The sequence below is a fragment of the Caulobacter endophyticus genome (assembly GCF_029543245.1).
GTDB classification, from domain to species: Bacteria; Pseudomonadota; Alphaproteobacteria; order Caulobacterales; family Caulobacteraceae; genus Caulobacter; species Caulobacter endophyticus_A.
Genome location: NZ_JARQWV010000026.1, coordinates 46,590 through 65,760, shown reverse-complemented (window position 1 = coordinate 65,760; position 19,171 = coordinate 46,590). Strand labels below are relative to the sequence as shown.

15 protein-coding genes are annotated in these 19,171 nt (G+C 68.7%); 2 read left to right on the top strand and 13 right to left on the bottom strand.

The window, feature by feature from the left end:
• Positions 1–47: 47 nt before the first annotated feature.
• The 5 genes from P7A99_RS21180 to P7A99_RS21160 form a co-directional block, all read right to left on the bottom strand.
• Positions 48–1,013, bottom strand: a complete 966-nt coding sequence (locus P7A99_RS21180) for a nucleoside hydrolase (protein ID WP_277795730.1) — start codon at positions 1,011–1,013, stop codon at positions 48–50.
• A gap of 143 nt (positions 1,014–1,156) precedes the next feature.
• Entirely contained in the window at positions 1,157–3,337 is a 2,181-nt protein-coding gene (locus tag P7A99_RS21175; RefSeq protein WP_277795729.1) for a TonB-dependent receptor, read from the bottom strand.
• Positions 3,338–3,555: 218 nt separating this feature from the next.
• A complete protein-coding gene (gene hpxZ / locus P7A99_RS21170; protein WP_277795728.1) occupies positions 3,556–3,957 on the bottom strand; it encodes an oxalurate catabolism protein HpxZ in 402 nt (133 codons plus the stop codon).
• A complete protein-coding gene (locus tag P7A99_RS21165) occupies positions 3,954–5,342 on the bottom strand; it encodes an AtzE family amidohydrolase (RefSeq protein ID WP_277795727.1) in 1,389 nt (462 codons plus the stop codon). Before P7A99_RS21165 ends, hpxZ begins: the two co-directional genes overlap by 4 nt.
• Positions 5,339–5,548: an AtzG-like protein gene (locus P7A99_RS21160; RefSeq protein WP_277795726.1), complete on the bottom strand. Its 210-nt coding sequence runs from the start codon at positions 5,546–5,548 to the stop codon at positions 5,339–5,341. The genes P7A99_RS21165 and P7A99_RS21160 overlap by 4 nt, the downstream gene beginning before the upstream one ends.
• A 248-nt stretch (positions 5,549–5,796) precedes the next feature.
• Here P7A99_RS21160 and P7A99_RS21155 point away from each other — a divergent pair, with 248 nt between their 5' ends.
• Positions 5,797–6,744, top strand: coding sequence for an acetamidase/formamidase family protein (locus tag P7A99_RS21155; protein ID WP_277795725.1), 948 nt, complete (start codon positions 5,797–5,799; stop codon positions 6,742–6,744).
• A gap of 233 nt (positions 6,745–6,977) precedes the next feature.
• On the opposite strand, the gene P7A99_RS21150 is transcribed toward P7A99_RS21155, so the two are convergent.
• From P7A99_RS21150 to P7A99_RS21125, 6 genes are all read right to left on the bottom strand, one after another.
• A complete protein-coding gene (locus tag P7A99_RS21150) occupies positions 6,978–7,535 on the bottom strand; it encodes a TetR/AcrR family transcriptional regulator (protein ID WP_277795724.1) in 558 nt (185 codons plus the stop codon).
• Complete coding sequence (locus P7A99_RS21145) at positions 7,532–7,879, bottom strand: DMT family transporter (RefSeq protein WP_431307698.1); 348 nt, start codon at positions 7,877–7,879, stop codon at positions 7,532–7,534. Before P7A99_RS21145 ends, P7A99_RS21150 begins: the two co-directional genes overlap by 4 nt.
• Before the next feature lie 233 nt (positions 7,880–8,112).
• Positions 8,113–8,724: a TetR/AcrR family transcriptional regulator gene (locus P7A99_RS21140; RefSeq protein WP_277795723.1), complete on the bottom strand. Its 612-nt coding sequence runs from the start codon at positions 8,722–8,724 to the stop codon at positions 8,113–8,115.
• Positions 8,725–8,844: 120 nt separating this feature from the next.
• Complete coding sequence (locus P7A99_RS21135; protein ID WP_277795722.1) at positions 8,845–11,757, bottom strand: TonB-dependent receptor; 2,913 nt, start codon at positions 11,755–11,757, stop codon at positions 8,845–8,847.
• 117 nt (positions 11,758–11,874) lie between these two features.
• The gene (locus P7A99_RS21130; protein ID WP_277795721.1) at positions 11,875–12,537 is read right to left on the bottom strand and encodes a class GN sortase; all 663 of its coding nucleotides are present in this window, start codon (positions 12,535–12,537) and stop codon (positions 11,875–11,877) included.
• Positions 12,534–14,678, bottom strand: a complete 2,145-nt coding sequence (locus P7A99_RS21125; protein WP_277795720.1) for a marine proteobacterial sortase target protein — start codon at positions 14,676–14,678, stop codon at positions 12,534–12,536. Before P7A99_RS21125 ends, P7A99_RS21130 begins: the two co-directional genes overlap by 4 nt.
• A 183-nt stretch (positions 14,679–14,861) precedes the next feature.
• On the opposite strand from P7A99_RS21125, the gene P7A99_RS21120 reads away from it, so the two are divergent.
• Complete coding sequence (locus P7A99_RS21120; RefSeq protein ID WP_277795719.1) at positions 14,862–15,620, top strand: helix-turn-helix domain-containing protein; 759 nt, start codon at positions 14,862–14,864, stop codon at positions 15,618–15,620.
• A 234-nt stretch (positions 15,621–15,854) separates the two neighbouring features.
• On the opposite strand, the gene P7A99_RS21115 is transcribed toward P7A99_RS21120, so the two are convergent.
• A complete protein-coding gene (locus P7A99_RS21115; protein WP_277795718.1) occupies positions 15,855–17,369 on the bottom strand; it encodes a tryptophan halogenase family protein in 1,515 nt (504 codons plus the stop codon).
• On the bottom strand, positions 17,366–18,883 hold the full coding sequence (locus tag P7A99_RS21110; RefSeq protein ID WP_277795717.1) for a tryptophan halogenase family protein: 1,518 nt from the start codon (positions 18,881–18,883) through the stop codon (positions 17,366–17,368). The genes P7A99_RS21115 and P7A99_RS21110 overlap by 4 nt, the downstream gene beginning before the upstream one ends.
• Between the last annotated feature and the right edge of the window lie 288 nt (positions 18,884–19,171).

The window sequence follows — 19,171 nt, the reverse complement described above, 5'->3', positions numbered from 1 at the left end:
GAGGCCTATGCCAAGACCCTCCCCCTTCAGGGGGAGGGTCTTGACGCCTAAGCCACCACCCCGTTCATCGTGCGCGCATAGAGCGCCAGCAGGCGGTCGGCATCCACGGCGATCGCCGCGCTGTGGATCGGCTGGTCGTCCCAGGCCGACGGGCCGAAGAGTTCGCCTTCGACCTTTTGCAGGGTCTGGCCGAGCGCGATGCCCTCGGTGACCACGCGGACCGAGCCGCGGCGCACTTCAAACAGGCTCTCGTCGATGACATAGGCCACGGCGGCGGCGTCGTGGACGCAGCAGCCGACGATGCCGTCACGGCCGCCGTAGAAGGCCGCATAGGGCTTGGAGATGGCGTTCAGGAACTCACCCGCCGGACCGGCCGAGGCTTCCAGAGCCTCCATGAAGTCGGGCGTCATGATCACCTGGGTGGTGACGTCCAGGCCGATGACGGCGACGTGCCAGGGGGCGGTGAACACGCGGTCGGCGGCTTCCGGGTCGTTCCAGATGTTGGCCTCGGCGACGGGCGTGACATTGCCCGGCTTGCCGGCGACGGCGAAGGCGCCGCCCATGATCACCACGCCTTTGAGCAGGGTGGCCACTTCCGGATCGGCTTGCAGCGCCAAGGCCAGGTTGGTCAGCGGGCCGACGGCGACCAGGGTGATCTCGCCGGGATTGGCGCGGGCGATGTCGATGATCGCCTGGTAGGCCGGCTTGGCCTCGGGCTCGGCAGCGACCAGGCCCGTCAGCTCGACGTCGCCCAGGCCGTTCTCGCCGTGCACGAAGGTGGGCGAGGGGTTGCGCGGACGCACCAGCGGCTTGTCCGTGCCCTTGTAGACCGGGGCGGTCAGGCCGAAGCGTTGCTTCAGATAGAGGGCGTTGCGGGTGGTGGTGTCGATGTCGGCGTTGCCGAACACGGTCGTCACGGCCACCAGGTCGAGCGCCGGGCTGGCCTCGATGAACAGCAGGGCCATGGCGTCGTCGATGCCGGGATCGGTGTCGAAGATGATCTTGGTCGTCATCGGTCTTCTTGTCTGCGAGCCCGGCGGAAGGCCGGGAAAGCCGATGACCTTAGCCGTCCCAGGCGGCGCGGGCATGTCAAAACGACAACGGCCCGGGCGTTTTTCAACGCCCGGGCCGCCGTTTGCTTCAAGCTTTGGTTCGCTTAGCGGCGGGCGCTCAGCGAGATGCCGACCACGCGCGGCTCGTTGACGAAGCCGGTCAGGTTGTTGAAGTCGATGCCGCCGCGCAGGTTCACCTCGTTGGTGATGTTGCGGGCGAACACGGCCACTTCATACGCGCCGTCGGTGCGGGCGTAGCCCAGCTTCAGGCCGCCTTCGAAGGTGTCCTTGCTGTTGAACTCCTTGCTCTCGTAGAGGAAGAGGTTCGTGTAGCCCTGACGGAACCAGTCGGTTTCGGCGAAGAGTTCGCCGTTGGCGCCGACCGGCACGTTGTAGCGGGCGCCGAAGTTCAGGATGTACTCCGGCGCGTTCGGGAACGGGTTGCCGTTGACCAGGGCCTGGCCGGCGCCGTTCAGCGGGTCGGTCACGGTGCACTGGGCGCAGACGGCCACGGCAAGGCCCGAGTCCTTGATCTTGGTGTGGCTGTAGCTGTAGCCCGCCGTCAGCAGCAGGTTCGAGGTGACCTTCCACTCGCCGTCGAGTTCGACGCCGTAGGCCTCGCCCTTCTTGGCGTTGATCAGGCGGTTGGAGTTGCTGCCGCCGCCGACCGCGCTGAACTGCGGGTCGTCGATGGTGTAGGTGAACACCGCGCCGTTCAGGCGGACGCGACGTTCGAACAGCTCGCTCTTAACGCCGGCTTCCCACGACAGGATGGTTTCCGACTGGGCGACCGAGGCCGGGCTGCCGAAGGCGATGTCGCGGCCCTGGATCGACGGACCGCGGAAGCCGCGGGCCACCTTGCCGTAGACGCTGACGTCGTCGCTGACGGCGTAGAAGGCCGACAGGTCCCAGCTGGCCTGGCTGTCGGAGACCGACACCGGGGCCGAGGCGCCGAACGGCGAGGACAGGACTTCCATGTCCTTGTCGTCGTCGGTCCAGCGGACGCCGGCGGTCACCTTCAGGGCGTCGGTGACTTGGTAGGTGCCCTGGCCGAACACGGCCCACGAGGTGTTCTTGTGCTCCAGGGTGCTGGGGGCGACGAAGAACGGGTTGGTCGAAACGGTGAAGGCCGACTTGAAGTAGTAGGCGCCGACCTGCCAGGCCAGCTTGCCGTCGGTGTCGCTGGCCAGGCGGATTTCCTGGGTGACCTGGTCGAGGTCGCCGATGGAGTCCTGGGTGTCGGAGTCGAACGGGATGAAGCCCGGGCCGACGCCGGCCACGCCGCCGTCGATGTCGCCGCGGCTGCGCCCCTTGGCGGTTTCGTAGGCGCTGATCGAGGTCAGCTTCACGCCGCCGAAGTCGTGGTCGATCTTCAGCGAGACGCCGGTCGAGTCGTACTCCTGCGGGTTGTTGGCGCCGCCGTTGTAGCTGACCTTGTCGCGGTCGAAGTTCGAATTGATCTTGTTGCTGCCGGCCGTGAGGATGTTGGCGCGGAAGACCGCCGCGGTGCCGTCCAGCGAACGGGTGTGGGCGATGGCCAGGATCGAGGTGTCCTCGGTCGGGGTGGCCAGGATCTGGAGGCGAGCGGCCTTCTCGTCGTAGCCGCCCAGCGCGTCCTTCACGCCGGTGAAGCTGTTGTCGATGTAGTCGTCGCGGTGCTGGTACAGGGCCGAGGCGCGGACGGCCAGCTTGCCCGGGACGATGGCGCCGCCGATGCCGCCCTCGAAGGTGGCCGAGCCGTACGAGCCGTAGGTGGCCGTGCCGTTGGCGCGGAAGTCTTCGCTGGGCTTCACCGTGTCGAACTTGACGATGCCGGCGGTGGTGTTGCGGCCGAACAGCGTGCCTTGCGGGCCGCGCAGGACTTCGACCTGCTCGACGTCATAGACGGGCGAGGACTTGAGCACGACGTTCTCAAGAACGACGTCGTCCATGATCACCGACACCGGCTGCGAGGCGGCCAGGTCGAAGTCGGCGTTGCCCAGGCCCCGGATGTAGAAGCGCGGGGCGGCGCGGCCGTTGGAGCTTTCGATGTAGAGGCCGGGGACGCGGCTCGACAGGGCCAGGACGTCTTCACCCGCGGCGAAGATCGAGGCCAGCTTCTCGCCCGAGACGGCGGCGACGGAGACCGGCACGTCCTGGATATTTTCCGAGCGCTTCTGGGCGGTGACGATCACGTCGTCGAGGGCGACGGCTGCGTCCTGGGCGAAGGCCGGGGCCGCGACAGCGGCGGCCAGCAGGAGAGCGCCGAACGCGGCGCCGGAGCGCAGCTTGGCTTGATTGGTCATGTCGAAATCCCCTTCGAACACCGGTGGAGGAGCCGGTTGCGGGGTGCAATGCACAATGGCGTCGCTGAAATCAAAAGGCTTGATGACGACTCGGTATCGACTCCGTGAAGTTTGTTCTGGGGCTGTCACTATTTGACCACGCTGCGACACGGGCGCCCAAAACTAGATCATAAGTCAGGACATACTTACTTATTGTCCTTGGTCGGAGCTTCTGTCGCTTATGGCGCAAGGCGTTGGTCGGCGCCGCCCTGAAGCAGGGAAACGTGCGCCGACACAATTTTCCAGCCGTTCTCGGTGCGCAGCCAGGTCTGGCTCTGGCGTCCGGGCTGTTTTGCCCCGGTTCTGAGGAATTCGACGTTGGCGATCGCGAAATCACGCCCAAAAGTGGTGATTTCGGTCCGCAGGCGCTCGCGCAGCGGCGAGCCGCCGGCCCGTCCGATTCGAAAGGCGGCGATCTCTGCGAAGCCGTAGAGGTTCTCGGCGACGCCGTAACGGACGGTTTCCGGCGCGTCGCGGAAGAAGCCGTCCAGCGCCTCGACGTCGTTGGTCATCAGGGCCGTCTCGTAGGCGTCGACGGCGGCGGTCACTTGCGCCAGCACCTCCGGGTCGTTGATGATCATGTTCTAAACTCCGGAGGGCGATGGGCGGCGATCACCCCGGCGCGCTCGAGGCGCAGGGCGGCGGCGAAGGCCAGGTCCTCGCGCCAGGCCGGGGCGATCAGCTGCACGCCGACGGGCGGCTTGCCGGGACGGTTCACCGGGGCGGCGATCACCGGCAGGCCGATATAGCTGATCGGCTGGGTGTAGGCGCCCAGCGTCTTGCGCACCGACACCTGCGCGCCGGCCAGCTCCATGGTCGCCTGGCCGATCGGCGGAGCCGGGCAGGGGGCGACGGGGGCGAGCAGCAGGTCGAAGTCCTCGAACAGCTTGCGGGCGGCGTCGCGGAAGACGGGGCGATAGCGCTGGGCGGCCTGCGCCACCTCGTCCGGCAGCAGGGCGCCGGCCAGCAGGCGGTCGCGCACGGCCGGGTCGTAGTCGAGGGCGCGGGCGGCCAGGTCGTCGAAGTGCAGGTGGCCGCCCTCCGACGCTGACATGGCGAAGGCGGCGGCGCGGGCCGCCTGGGCGCCGGGAAGCTCGACGTCGCGGCGGGCCTGCAGGGCGTCGGCGACGATCTCCAGGGCCTCGACCACCTCGGGGAAGGCGCCTTGCTGGAACCAGCCGCCCAGCACGCCGACGCGCAAGGGGCGTTCGGCCAGGGCGTCGAGGCGTCCCGACAGCGGATCGGCCACCGGCGGCGACAGCTCGTCGCGCGGATCGGGCCCTTGCAGGGCGTCGTAGGCGACGGCGAGGTCGGCGGCCGTGCGCGCGAACGGGCCGATGTGATCCAGGCTATGGACGAAGGGGAAGGTTCCTGCCCGCGACAGCCGGCCCAGGGTCGGCTTCATGCCGAACACGCCGCACAGGCCGGCGGGAATGCGGATCGAGCCGTTGGTGTCCGAGCCCAGGGTCAGGGGCGTGATTCCGCCGGAGACGGCGGCGGCCGAGCCGCCCGACGAGCCGCCGGCGATGCGGGCCGGGTCATGCGGGTTGCGGGTGGGGCCGTCGTGGGCGTTCTCGGTGACGAAGCCGTAGGCGAACTCGTCCATGTTCAGCGCCCCTACCAGCACGGCTCCGGCGGCCTTCAGCCGGGCGACGGCGGTGGCGTCGGCAGAGGCGGGGGCCGCATCGCGGCGGATCTTGCTGCCGGCCAGGGTGACGTGGCCGGCCACGTCGAACAGGTTCTTGACCGCGAAGGGCACGCCGGCCAGCGGGCCGAGGTCGACGCCGGCGGCGAAGGCGGCGTCCACGGCGTGGGCCTGGGCCAGGGCTTCGGTCTCGAAGATGGCGGTGAAGGCGTTGAACGGCTCGGCGCGGGCGGCGGCGAGGGTGCGCTGAGTGACCTCTCGCGCGGTGGTGCGGCCTTCGCGCAGCGCCTGGCCCAGGCCCTGGATGGTGTCGAAGCTCATGGCTCGAACGCCTCCACGGGAGGGGACGGATCCGTCAGCCCTGCGAACAGCGCGGTCTGGTCGCGCAGCAGGGCGAGGTTCTCGGCGACGCCGGCGCGGCAGCTTTCGGGAACAGGCAGGCCAAGCTCGGCGCTGCGGCGATCCAGATAGGCGGCGACCTTGGCGTCGGTGAGGTTTTGGAAGGCCGACAGATCGCCGCCCGACATGGGAAGTCACTCACGCTAGGAAGTAATTGAATACTTCATAGCCAGCCGACGATAACGCCGCCAGCGCGGGTTTTTCAAGCGCTTAAGCTAGGGCGATCGCCTGCCGAATGCGCGACCTCGGTGCAGCCGGCGCCCAGAGCGGAGGCAGGTTTCGCAAAGCGGGGCGCGGGCGTGGGCCGGCGCTTCGTCCCGGCGGCGACGCGGTCGGAGACTGGAGGCCGTTTCAAGCCTTCGGTCCCCGCTTCGCCATGCATCACCACCTCGCCTCCACTCCGGAAACCGTCCGCTTCGGCATCTTCGACGCGGCCTTCGATCCGGTCCTGACCATCCAGCCGGGCGACAGCGTCACCTTCGACTGCGTGTCCGGCGGACCCGAGGTGATGCCGGGGCCGGAGTCGTGGCTGACCATTCCGCCGGCCCTGCAGGCGATCCACGACGCCAGGCTGGACCGGATCGGGCCGCACATTCTCACGGGACCCGTGGCTGTCGCCGGGGCCGAGCCGGGCGACACCCTGGAGGTGCGCATCGAGGCGGTGGAGCCCAACAACGACTGGGGCTATTGCGCCGTGCGGCCGCTGGCCGGCACGATCCCGGAAGACTTCCCCGACCGCTATGTCAGCCACATCGCCGTCGACAAGGCGCGCGGGGTCTGCAAGCCGGAATGGGGGCCGCAGCTGCCCCTGCGTCCGTTCTTCGGCACCATGGGCGTGGCCCCGCCGTCCAAGTACGGGCGCCTCTCCAGCCGCGAGCCGCGCGAGCACGGCGGCAACATGGACAACAAGGAGCTGGGCGCGGGCGCGACGCTGTTCCTGCCGGTCTGGGTTCCGGGCGCCAACTTCTCGGCCGGCGACGGCCACGGCCGCCAAGGCGACGGCGAGGTCTGCGTCAACGCCCTGGAGATGGGCCTGACCGGCACCTTCAGCTTCATCCTGCACAAGGCGGCCGACGTGGGCGTGGCGACCTGGCCCCGCGCCGAGACGCCCACCCACTACATCGTCATGGGCTTCAACGAGGACCTGGACCTGGCCATGAAGCAGGCCCTGCGCGGCATGATCGACTTCATCTGCGCCCGCTCGGCCCTGACCCGCGTGCAGGCCTATCAGTTCTGCTCGCTGGCCGTGGACTTCCGCGTCACCCAGACGGTGAACGGCGAGAAGGGCGTGCACGGCATGCTGGAGAAGGGCGTGCTGTTCTGAGGGGGATCAACCTTCTCCCATAGGGAGAAGGAGGGGCCCGCGCCGTAGGCGTGGGAGGATGAGGGGTTACGCCGCCGGCCTGTGTTCCGGCGCGCCGTCCTCGGTCCCTAACCCCTCACCCTCCCAGGCTTGGGCCTGGGCCCCTCCCTCTCCCTCTGGGAGAGGGGCGGATTGCGCCGTCTCGTCCGTTTCGGTCGCCAGCAGCGCCCAGTGGGTGCGGAAGAAGCCCATCCTCAAGCCTCCCGGGTCATGGCGATGAGGCGCGCCTGCAGGACCTGCGGCGTCTCGCTGCCGTGGTCGCCTTCGTGCAGGACGCGGGCGAACCAGTAGCCGTCGGCCGCCAGGCGCACGACGCGCAGGCGTGGGTCGGAATCGGTGTCGGCGTGGCGCACGAGGCGATCGTCGATCCATTTGCCCCAGCGGCGGCGCAGGGCCGGGTCGGTGACCATCGAGATGGTCAGGGCCTGGCCGCTCAGCGCCTGGTCGCAGCACTCGAAGGTCGAGACCACATAGGCGCGGGTGAAGCAGCCGTGACCGCTGTCCTGCGCCATCAGGCGGTCCAGCGTCTCCTCCATCTGCTCCAGCATGAAGTCGAAGACGGCGTCGATCAGGGCCTGCTTGTTGGCGAAGTGGTGGAACAGCCCGCCCTTGGTGACGCCAGCGCGCTCGGCCACCGCCTGGACGGTGATCCCGCCCAGGCCTTGCTCTTCGGCCAGGGCGACGGCCGCCTCCAGCAGGGCGCGGCGCACCTGCTCGGGCTGCTTGGGACGGTTGTAGGCGGTGGTGTTCATCCGTGCCCCAGGGTGCGCGAGAACAGTTGGGCGACGACCACGCCGCTGACGATCAGGCCGATGCCGATCATCGCCGGCAGGTCGAGCATCTGGCGGAAGAGGACGGCGCCGATGACAGCGGTCAGCACGATCCCGACCCCGCTCCAGATGGCGTAGGCGACGGCCAGCGGCATGTGCTTCAGCGCCAGCGACAGCAGGAAGAAGGCCAGGGCGTAGAGGCCGGCGGTGGCCAGGCTGGGCAGCAGTTTCGTGAACTGCTCGGACTTCTGCAGGAAGGTGGTGCCGGCCACCTCGGCGACGATGGCGCCGGCGAGGAAAGCGTAGGTGGAAGCGGGGATGGACAAGCGACACCTCGGGTAGGGAGATGCGTAAGATACCGCTTGGTTGGTTTGTTTTCAAGTGTGCAAGTGATCCTTCTCCCCTTGCGGGAGAAGGTGTCGACGAAGTCGACGGATGAGGGGTCTCTCAAATGGAAAACGCCGCGACAGCGGTCAGGCTGGCGCGGCGCTGAGGGGCGGTGCGACCCCTCACCCGACCTCCCTTCGGGAGGCCACCCTCTCCCGCAGGGGGAGAGGGATCATAGGGAGAGCAGCCGCCGCACCACGAACTCCATCATCTGCGGCGTCAGGGGTCTGCGGGTGGCCTGGTTGTTGAGGGCCAGGCCGCTGAGGGCGTCGATGATCAGGTCGGCGTCGGTGTCGGCGGGGATCTCGCCGCGGGCGATGGCGCGTTCGACGACCTGGCGGTTGTAGGCCCGGCGGCGCTGGAAGTCCTCCTGGCCGTTCTGAAAGAGCTCGGGCCGCACGCGGCTCTCGGCGATCAGGAAGCTCATGCATGGCCCGACGACGGGGTCGTTATAGAGGTCGACCATGGCCTGGCCGAGGGCGACGAGGTCGCTGACCACGTCGCCGGTGTCGGGCAGGGTCTCGAACAGGAAGGCCTCGTTGAAGGCCTCGCCGACCGCCTGCATGGGCGTGGCCCAGCGGCGATAGAAGGTGGCGCGCGGGGCGCCGGCCTTGTCGCAGATCTTCTCCAGGGTCAGGCCCGACATGCCGTGCTGGGCCAGCACCTCCAGCGCCGCGCGCTTGAGGCGCTTTTCCACCTCCGGGTCGCGCGGTCGGCCGGGGCCCCGGCGCTTGGCGGGCGGTTCGGTGGGCGTTTCTGAAGGTGGGCCGGGCTCGAAGTCCATGGTCGCAACCTAGAGCGTATTTGCGAACGATGGTCAAAAAAAGCGGCGCACCCGGGGAGGATGCGCCGCCAAAACCGCATGGCGCTGGGAAGGTCGGCCACGCGAAGCTTGTGAAGGTGGTCAGAACTTCCCTCGGATCCCCAGCATGATCTGGCGGCCGGGCTGGTAGTAGGTGTAGGCGGCGCTGTCCCACTGGAACGGGCTGCGCTGGGCCTCCTCGGTGATGTTGATGATGTCGAGGCTGACGCGCGGCTGGGTCGGCAGCTTGTCGAACTGGTAGCTGGCCGACAGGTCCCACTGGCCGCGGGCGTCGGTGTTGATGGTGGCGACCGGAATGCCGTTCTGGCCGGGGCCAGACGAGATCTGGGCGTCGTTCCAGACGTAGGACAGCCGCACAGTGGCCCCGTGCTTCTCGTAGTAGCCGGTGACGTTGTAGGTCCACGGCGAGATGCCGACGGCCTGGGCCGGGGCGCCGTTGCCGCGCGCGTTCTGCTCCACGTGGGTGGCGTTGGCGGTGAAGCCGGCGCCGTCGAGCAGGAAGTCCAGCGGCTGCACCCAGGTGACCTCCTGGCCCAGGATGGTCAGCACGCCGTCGGCGTTGACCTGCTGCTGCACGGTGACCGTCGCCGCGTCCGGGCCGCCGCGGTTGTTGATCGCCTGCTGCTGCAGGTTGGTCAGCTGGTCGAAGGGCACGCCCAGCTGGCTGAACGGGATGGTGTTGGTCCCGTTGACGGTGAAGCCGGTCAGCTCCTTGCGGAACAGGGCCACGCCGATATAGCCGGCGCCGCCGGTGTACCACTCGCCGCCGATGTCGAAGTTGTTGGACGTGTAGGGCTGAAGGTTGGGATTGCCCTGGTTGGCCTGCTGGGCCGAGGGATCGGCGAAGGTGGTGCCCGGCAGCATGGCGCTGGGGTTGGGGCGGGTCACCGTGCGCGAGGCCGAGGCGCGGACGATCAGGTCTTCGCGCAGGTTCCAGGCGACGTTGAACGAGGGCAGCAGGCCATCATAGTTGCTGGTGCGCGACAGGAACGACAGCACGCCGTTGACCGTCTGCGGGCCCTCGATCGTCTGGTCGGTCGAGTAGTAGCGGGCGCCGAGGTTGAAGCGCAGGTCGCGGTCCAGAACCTGCGTCGCGCCATTGACCTCGACATAGGCGCCGGTGGTCTTCTCGCGGATCAGGCCCGAGGCCGCGCCGGTGGCGGCGGCCGCCGAGAACGGGGCGCTGTCGAGGAAGGCCTGGTAGTTGCTGTCGGCGAAGAACCGGTCCTTGTCCAAGGTGATGAAGCCCAGCGGACCCTGCTGGATGTAGCTGGCCAGGTTGGCCTGGGTGATGGCCGAGCCGGCGCGGCCGTCGCAGGCCGGGACCGGGGCCGGAACCGGGCTCTGCGGGGTCACCCCGCCGCCGCCGCAGGTGAAGGCCTGCCAGCGAGCGGAATTGTCGAGCGCGGTGATCGTGCGGCCGACGTCGTCATAGGCGACGCCGAACTTGAAGTTGGTCCCCTTGTCGTCGCCCAGGGTCAGGTCGAAGTGGGCGCCCTTGGTCTGGGTGACGCGCTTTTCGGCCTGCACGTTGACGCGGCCGCCGGCCCACACCCAGCCCAGGGCCGGGTCGTTGAGGTCCTTGTTGGACTTGATCGACGGATAGTCGCCGCCGCCGTTGGCGTAGGTGACGTTCAGGCCCGAGTTCAGCGGGGTGTTGAACAGCACCGTCGGCGCTTCGCGGAAGAAGACGCTGCGGCTCCAGTTCACCTGGCCGTCCAGCTTGATCCAGTCGTTGGGGCGCCAGGTGAAGCCGGGGTTGAGGTTCAGGACCTCGACGTCCTCCTCGTAGGGGCGGTACTCGAGGAAGAACTGCGAGTTCAGGAACGTGCCCTCGGTGACCACGCCCTCGCCGTTCACCTTCACGCCCACCGGGACCATGAAGTTGGAGTTGCGCACGACCCAGTTCATGTCGATGCGCTCGAACGAGCGGCTGCCCTTCGAATAGAGGGTGTCGAAATAGACGTTCAGCTGGTCGTTGGGCCGCCACTCGGCCGACAGGACGTAGGAGTCGCGGTCGCGCTCGCCCGAGCTCCAGCTGTCACGGCCGAGGCGCGGCAGTTGGGCGTCGGACAGCTGTTGCAGGGTCGTGCCGGGGTTCAGCGCGGCCAGCAGGGCGTTGTCGACCGTCTGCCCGGGCGTCAGGCCGTTGGAGGTGACGCCGGCCGGCACGGTCGAGGCCCAGTTGAAGTTGTTGCCGCCGGTGGCGTTGCAGCCGGTGCAGGTCATGTTGGCGTTCGACCAGCCGACGCTTTCGAAGCCGGTGGTGGTGCTCTTGACCCGGGCGATGGCGACGCCGCCCAGCAGGCCGAAGTCGCCGATCGGGGTTTCCCAGGTCTTCGAGGCGATCAGCGAGCCGCGCGGACTGATGTCGTCGTCCTGGTTGTTCTTGCCGGCCTGCAGCGAATAGATCAGCTGGCCGCCTCCCTTGTAGTCGAAGGGGCGGGCGCTGCGCATGTTGACCACGCCGGCGACGCCGCCCTCGACCATGCCGGCCGTCGGGGTCTTGTGCACGTCGAGCCGGGTGAACAGCTCGGTCGGGAAGAGGTCGAGGTCGACCTCGCGGTTCTGGTTCTGGCTGTCGGTGCGACCCGACGAGGCCACCGCGATCTGTGAGCCGTTCAGCAGGATCTTGGTGAAGTTGGTGCCCAGGCCCCGGATCGTGACGTTCAGGCCCTCGCCGTTGATCTCGCGGGTCAGCTGGACGCCGGGGATGCGGTTGAGGGACTCGGCGATGTTGAGGTCGGGGAACTTGCCGATGTCCTCGGCGAAGACCGAGTCGGTGAAGGCGACGCTCTCGCGTTTCGCATTGGTCGCGTCGGCCAGGCTCTTGCGATAGCCGGTGACGACGACCTCCTCGACCGCGTCGGGCTCGGCGGCCTGCGGCGCGGGCGCCGTCTGGGCCAGGGCCGGCAGGGCGACGAGGGCGGTGGTCAGGCAAGTGGCCCCGATCAGGACCTGGCGGATTCCGCGCGTGCGGTGGCTGGACGACATCGATTCACTCCCCTGGCGCTTTTGGGATTGCGCTTTTCCTCACGACCGCCGCCGTCCGCCGTTGCGCGGCGATACGACTGGTAGCGGTCACAGGAGTGAACGGCTACGAGGTAAGGCCTATCGTGTCAAGGTGGTCATACCTTTGAGATCGTCTAGGTCGGACAAGGTCAAGCTTGCCTCGACGGGCTTGGCCATGACCACGTAGCGCATCGGCCCGCGAGCCTTGGCCTCCAGCGGCCAGCAGGTGGCCAGGGCCAGGCTCCGTCCGGGCGCGCGGGGGTCCACGCCCGAAGCGTCCCAGCGCACGACCTTGGCGCCGACCACCTCGAAGCGGGCGACCTTGCCGTCGGCGCGCTCGACCAGGATCGGGTCGCCGGGCCTAACTTTGCCTAACACCGCGAAGTGGGTGTCGCGGTGGGCGGCGTAGACGGCCGTGCCCCGGTCGCCGGCCTGCGGCGTGCCGGCCACGTGTCCGGGACCGAAGGCCAGGGCCTGGCCGCTGGCGCCGTCCAGGGCGATGACCCGCTCGCCCTGGCGCGGGAAGACGATGCGGGCCGTGGGCCAGGTGTCGGCCCAGCTCCAGGGGCGAACCGGCGCGCCGCCTTCACGCAGGCTCTGGTCGAAGGCCCGCTCCAAGAGCACCTGGGCCAGGGCGGCCTTGGCGTTGATCCACAGGCCCTGGCCGCAGAGCGCCAGGCCCAGGCCTCCGGCCGCCAGGGCCGGAAGCAGGAAGGGGAGCCGCCGGCGGGCGGCTCCCAGGAGATCGGCCAGCCTGCTCACGTCGTGACCTTCCGCCGACCCAAAGCCCAGCCGCCGGCGCCGAGCATCAGGGCGAGCGCCATCAGGCCAAGGCCCGTCAGGATCAGCATCGGCGCGTCGGTGGCCGTCTGCGGCAGGTCCAACTGCGCGACCTGCTGCTCGGGATCGGCCGGGGCGTCGGCGTTTCCGTTGGCGGCCTTGCGGTTGAACAGGGCGTCGAAGTCCCAGCCGGTCGGCAGGTTCAGCGGCAGGTCGCTGCGCAGCAGCGGGGTGTCGGCCGGGCGGGCGGGGGTCTTGTCGACCGCCACCAGGCTGGTCTGGCTGGTCACCAGGCCATGGTCGAGGCCCAGCTTCAGCACCCGCGCGTCGGCTTCGTCCTCGGTGATTTGCGCCAGGCTGCGGGCGACCTCGGCGTCGGTGATCTTGCGGCGGGCCCACAGCTTGGAGATCCCCTTGCCGGCCTCGGCGTCGCGCAGGCGGATCCTGGTCTGCCACGGGCGACCGTCGATGACGCCGCTGAGCGTCAGCACGCCGTCCAGGTCTTCCACCCGGGCGGCCAGGGTGACCGGCTCGCCGCGATAGAGGTCGGGCAGCACGGCGGGGGCGGCGTCGGAAGTCGTGCCCTCGAAGCGGGCCACGAGGTTGGTGGCCACCGGGCTTTCCAGCTTGTCGAAGAGGGCGCGCATGGATTCCTCGACCCCGTCGGTGGAGCCGATGTGGGTGAAGGTCCCACGGCCCAACTCGGCGGCGCGGCTCATCAGGTAGCTGTTGGGGGCCGAGCCGATGCCGACCATAAACACTTTTGAGCGGCCACGGCCGGCGGTGATGGCGTCGAACAGGCCCTGCTCGTCGCCGATCGCGCCGTCGGTCATGAACACCACCTGGCGCACCCGGCCGTCGTCACGTTCGCTGTCGTCGCGCAGGGCGGCGGCCATGGCCGGGACCATCTCGGTGCCGCCGGTGGCTTCCAGGCCCGAGACGAACTTGCGGGCGCGGGTCAGGTTGGCGGCGTCGGCGGCGACGCTGCCCTCGAACAGCACGGTCAGGGTGTCGTCGAAGCGCACGACGTTGAAGCGGTCGCCGGGCTTGAGGTTCGAAAGGCCGTACAGCAGGCCGGCCTTGGCTTGGCGCATCGACTCCCCGCCCATCGAGCCGGAATTGTCGATGACGAAGACGATGTCGCGGGCCGGTGGCGGGCCGCCCCGGGCGGCGATCGGCGGGGTGACCTGGGCCAGCACGTACTGGGCGCCGGCGACCTTCTCGCGGAACAGGGCGACGCTGGGCGCGGCCAGCGGGACCGGCTTCCAGGTCAGCACGAAGTCGCGGTCGGCCGGCGCCTGGCCCTTGGCCAGGGTGATGGTCTTGCCGCCCTTCTCGTCGCGGACGTCGACGGTGTGGGTGGCGCTGGCTACCGCGCCGAGCGGAAAGCCCGCGCGCAGGTGAACGGTCAGGGTGACCGGGTTGATCGCGCCGGCGACCTTCGGATCGACGATCTTGGCGCGGCCCTCGGGCGTCGGCGCCGTTCCGGGCGAGATATAGCGCGGGGCCACGACCAGCGGCATGCGCAGCGAATACTCGCCGGCCGAGACGGCGATGGGGGCCTGGTATTCGATCTGCACCAGCACGGTTTCGCCCGGCGCGACGTTGGCGACGGCGTTGGTGAACATGTTGGGGCGGTTCTGCTCGACCAGGGCGGCCTTCTTGCCCTGGGCCTTGGCCGCCTCGTAGATCGCCTGGGCCTCGGCGCGCTTCTTGATCTCGCCGACGATCACCTTCTTGCCGACCACCATCTTCAGGGTGTCGACCGCGCCGTCCTGGGGCAGGGGATAGACATAGACCGCCTCGACCCAATGGCCGGTGTCGTTGCGAAAGGCCTGGGTGACGCGGCCGCGCACGGTCAGGCCGCTGACGGTCATGTCGATGTCGGTTCCCAGGCGCACGGCCTCGACCACCTGGTCGCCGCCCTTGGCGCGCATGATCAGGCCGCCAGAAGCCGGGGGAGCGGCCGGCTCGGCGACTTCGGCGGCGCGGCCGGTTCCGGCCAGGGCCACCAGGAGCAGCAGCCCCAGGGCGAAGGCTTCGCAGAGGATGGGGAACCACCGGGCGCGGCGGGCGCCGGAGGCGACGCGGGGCTTGGGCGCGCCGACGTCTTGAGCGGACATGGGAGGATCTCCTTGGGGCTCGAAAGCAGGTGATCTCTCTTGTCGTCACACTCGGGTGCAGCCGCGAGCGGCGGGATTTGCAATCTTCGTGAGGGATCCGTGCAGCTTGTCCGGAGGCCGGCTTGCCGGGGCGGGAGCGGCGCCGCAATGTGCGGAAATGTACGGATTCGTGAGGCCTGCCCAATGACCCCGGCGACGGAAGCCGAGCTGCCCGACGAGCAGAGCCTGGCCATCGCCGCCCGCGTGCGCGAGGCGCTGGCCCGCCGCCGGATGTCGCGCCAGCAGTTGGCCGACATGGCCCGGATCAGCATCTCGACCCTGGAAAAGGCGCTCAGCGGCCGCCGGCCCTTCACCCTGGCCACCACCATCCGGCTGGAGGAGGCCCTGGAGCAGCCGCTACGCGCGGCCGTCCAGCAGGCCCCGATCGCCGTCGCCGGCCTGGCGCCGGAGGCCCTGGGCGCCTATTCGCGGCCGGCCGTGACCTGGCTGGAGGGCGAGTACCTGACCCTGCGGCCGTCGTTCGAGGATCCTGACGCGGTCTACGCCTATCGCACCGAGATCGTCTGGGACGAGACCGCCTCGAGCCTGGTCTTCCGCGAGGCCGCGCGGCAGGACGCCGAGTTCACCCAGCGCGGGGCGGTGTCGCTGTCGAACCAGTCGGGGCACACCTATCTGGTCACCAACGAGCAGGGGCAGTTTCGCCTGATCATCCTGGGCCGCCCGGCGATCGGCGGCGAGATGTACGGCATGCTGACCACCTTGCAGGTGGGGCAGGGCAGCCACCTGACGCCCGCCGCCGCGCCGATCGCCTTCGTGCCGCTGCGCCGCGTGGAGCAGCCCGCCTTCGGCCGCGTCGGGCCGGACGCGGCCGCCTATGGCGACTACCGCGCGGCCTTGGCGAGGGTCACCGACAAGGGCTTCGCGCGGTTCTTCGCGGGGTAGGGGCGGGACGCTCCCCACACGCTCGTCATCCCGGAAAGCCCGCAGGGCTTATCCGGGACCCAGGGGCGAGCCAGCTTTCAGGATTTCGACCCTTTTTGCACCGCGCATCCCCGCGAAGGCGGGGATCCAAGCTGCATTTCGGGAGAGGGCGAGGTCGCGGGAAATCCGCAGCCGCCGCTTGGGTCCCCGCCTTCGCGGGGAAGGACGGATTTGTGGCGGCCGTTGAGGAGTTGTCTAAGCCGCCCGCGCCCCCGCCACCCGTTCGGCCACAAACGTCATGTGATCCGGCATCGCCTCGGCCGAGCGGGCGATGACCGCGCGGATCTCGTTCATGCGGGCGCGCAGCAGATCGTCGCTCATCACGTCGGCCATCGGGTCCCAGCCCTTGGGTTTCAGGCCCTGGCCGACCATGACGGCGAACCAGGAGGTGTCGTTGAACAGTTCCTCGTTCTCGCGGAAGATCCGGCCGTGGCTCTCGAAGACGGCGATCTTGTCGGCCAGGTAGTCGGGGATCGGCATCTCGCGCAGGTAATCCCAGTAGGGCGTGTCCGAGCGCTGCGTGGCCTTGTAGTGCAGGATGAGGAAGTCGCGGATCTTCTCGTACTCGAAGGTCATCACCCGGTTGTAGCGGTCGATGTCGGGCTGCTGGAACCGGCGGTCGGGGAACATGGCCAGCAGGCGCGAGATGCCCACCTGGATCAGGTGGATGCTCTGGCTTTCCAGCGGCTCCATGAAGCCGGCCGACAGGCCGATGGCGACGACGTTCTTGTTCCAGCTCTTCTTGCGGCGGCCGGCCTTGAACTTCAGGGTCCAGGGATTGGCCAGGGCCTCGCCGTCGAGATTGGCCAGCAGATAGGCCGTGGCCTCGTCCTCGCTGATGTGCTCGCTCGAGAAGGCGTAGCCGTTGCCGATGCGGTGTTGTAGCGGGATGCGCCATTGCCAGCCGGCCGGGCGGGCGGTGGCGCGGGTCACCGGATCGGTCGAGCCGCCGGAGGCGCAGGGCACGGCTACGGCGCGATCGTTGAGAAGCCAGTGCGACCAGTCCTCGAAGCCGCTCTTCATCGCGCCCTCGATCAGCAGGCCCCGGAAGCCCGAGCAGTCGATGAAGAGGTCGCCCTCGACGACCGTTCCGTTCTCCAGCGTCACCGACTCCACGAAGCCGTCGGTCCCGCGAAGGGCGACGTCGACGATCCGGCCTTCGATGCGGCGCACGCTGCGGGCCTCGGCGTAGTCGCGCAGGAAGCGGGCGTAGAGGCCGGCGTCGAAGTGGAAGGCGTAGGCGATGTCGCCCAGCGGCGAGTTCTTCTGACCCGTGGGCCGCTGGAACTTCGCCTGGGCGGCCGCCAGTGATTGCAGGGAGTATTCGGACAGGTCGGCGGCCTCGCCCATGGCTTGGTAGCGCAGCCAGTAGGCGTGGAACGACACCCCTTCCATGTCGACGCCGTAGGGGCCGAACGGGTGGTGGTAGGTGTGGCCGATCTGCTTCCAGTCGCGGAACTCGATGGCCAGCTTGTAGGTGGCCTTGGTGCGGCGCAGGAAGTCGTCCTCGTCCAGGCCCAGCATGCGGTTGAACATGTTGATCTGGGGGATGGTCGACTCGCCGACCCCGACCGTGCCGATGGCCTCGCTCTCGATCACCGTGACCTTGGTCACCCCGTCCTTTAGGAAGCGCCCCAGGGCGGCGGCGGTCATCCAGCCGGCGGTGCCGCCGCCGACGATGACGACGTGGCGGATGCGGTCGTTGGTCATGCGGCGACTCCCTGGGCCGCGCCGCAGTAGCGGGCGACGAATTCGGCGTGGCTGGGCATCGCCTCGGCGGTGCGGCCGATAAGGGCCGACAGATGGGAGAGGCGCTGCTTGACCTGATCATCGGGCAGGCTGTCGACCAGCGGGTCCCATTCCTCCGGTACGATCCCCTGGCCCAGCAGCACGGCCAGCCAGTTGGGCTCGTGGAACAGGTCGTAGTCCGACGGGAACCAGCGGCCGCGATGGGCGAACAGCTCCATGCGGCGGGCCAGGCTGTCGGGCACGGTCATCGACGACAGGTAGCGCCAGTACTCGGTGTCGTCGCGGCGGGTGGCGTGGAAGTGCAGGATGACGAAGTCGCGGATGCGGTCGACCTGCTCGGCGGTCAGGCGGTTGTATTCGTCGATCTCCAGCGGATCGACGCCATTGGCCGGGAACAGCGCCAGCAGCTTGGTGATGCCGGCCTGGATCATGTGGATGCTGGTGCTTTCCAGCGGTTCGATGAAACCGGCCGACAGCCCGATCGAGCAGACGTTCTTCTCCCAGGCGCGCTCGCGGCGGCCCGGCGTGAAGCGCAGGAAGTTGGGCTCGTCGGTCGCCGCGCCGTCGAGGTTGGCCAGCAGGGTGTCGAGCGCCCGCTGGTCGTCGACGTGATGGCTGGAATAGACGTAGCCGTTGCCGATCCGATGTTGCAGCGGGATGCGCCACTGCCAGCCGCCTTCACGGGCGGTGGCGCGGGTGAACGGGGTCAGGCCGTCGCCGCCCAGCTCGCAAGGGATGGCCACGGCGCGGTTGTTGGGCAGCCAGCGGCCCCAGTCCTGGTAGGGCACCTTCAGGGCCTGGCCGATGACGAGGCCGCGAAAGCCCGAGCAGTCGACGAAGAAGTCGCCTTCGATGCGGCGGCCGTCCTCCAGCGCCACGGCCTCGACGAAGCCGGTCTCGGCGTTCTGGTCGACCCGGCCGATGCGGCCTTCGATCCGGACCACGCCGCGCTGTTCGGAAAAGCCGCGCAGGAAGCGGGCGTAGAGGCCGGCGTCGAAGTGATAGGCGTACTTCAGGCTCGACATGACCTTGGACGGGTCGGGATCGGGCAGGGAGAAGCGCCAGCGGCGGGCGGCGGCCTCGGTGAGGTTGTAGTCGCCGATCGGGCCCGCCGAAGCGGCGAACTTGCGCCAGACCTGGTGGAACTTGATCCCCTCCAGGTCGAGGCCGAAGGTTCCGAAGGGGTGGTGATAGGTCTCGCCGAGCGCGCCCCAGTCGACGAACTCGATGCCCAGCTTGAAGCTGGCCTTGGTGGCCCGCATGAACGCCCGCTCGTCGATGCCGAGCATGGCGTTGAAGGTCAGGATCGGCGGGATGGTGGCCTCGCCGACGCCGACCGTGCCGATGGCTTCGGATTCCACGAGGGTGATCTTCAGGCCCTGGGCGCTCAGCGTCTTGGCCAGCGCCGCCGCGGTCATCCACCCGGCCGTGCCGCCGCCGACGATGACGATCGACCTCACGCGTTGGTCTGACATGATACGCTTTCCCGCCCCAGAAGATCTTATGTCCGCACGGCTTTGAACGCCGTTTCAAGCGGGTCGTAAATTGACTGCGCTGTCCGCATTTGTCACGTTTCCCGCCGGTGAAAAATCGCCGGGACGTCGTTTCTGCCGGGAAAGGCGTTTCAAAACAAAAGGATGAGTGGCGCTTCAGGTGACGTTACGGGGTTATGTCAACGCCCTTGACGTGATCGACCTTTGCCATATCATCAGACCAATAATGGTCTCGACATATGACCAATGGTAGCGCTACCGCGTTGCCGC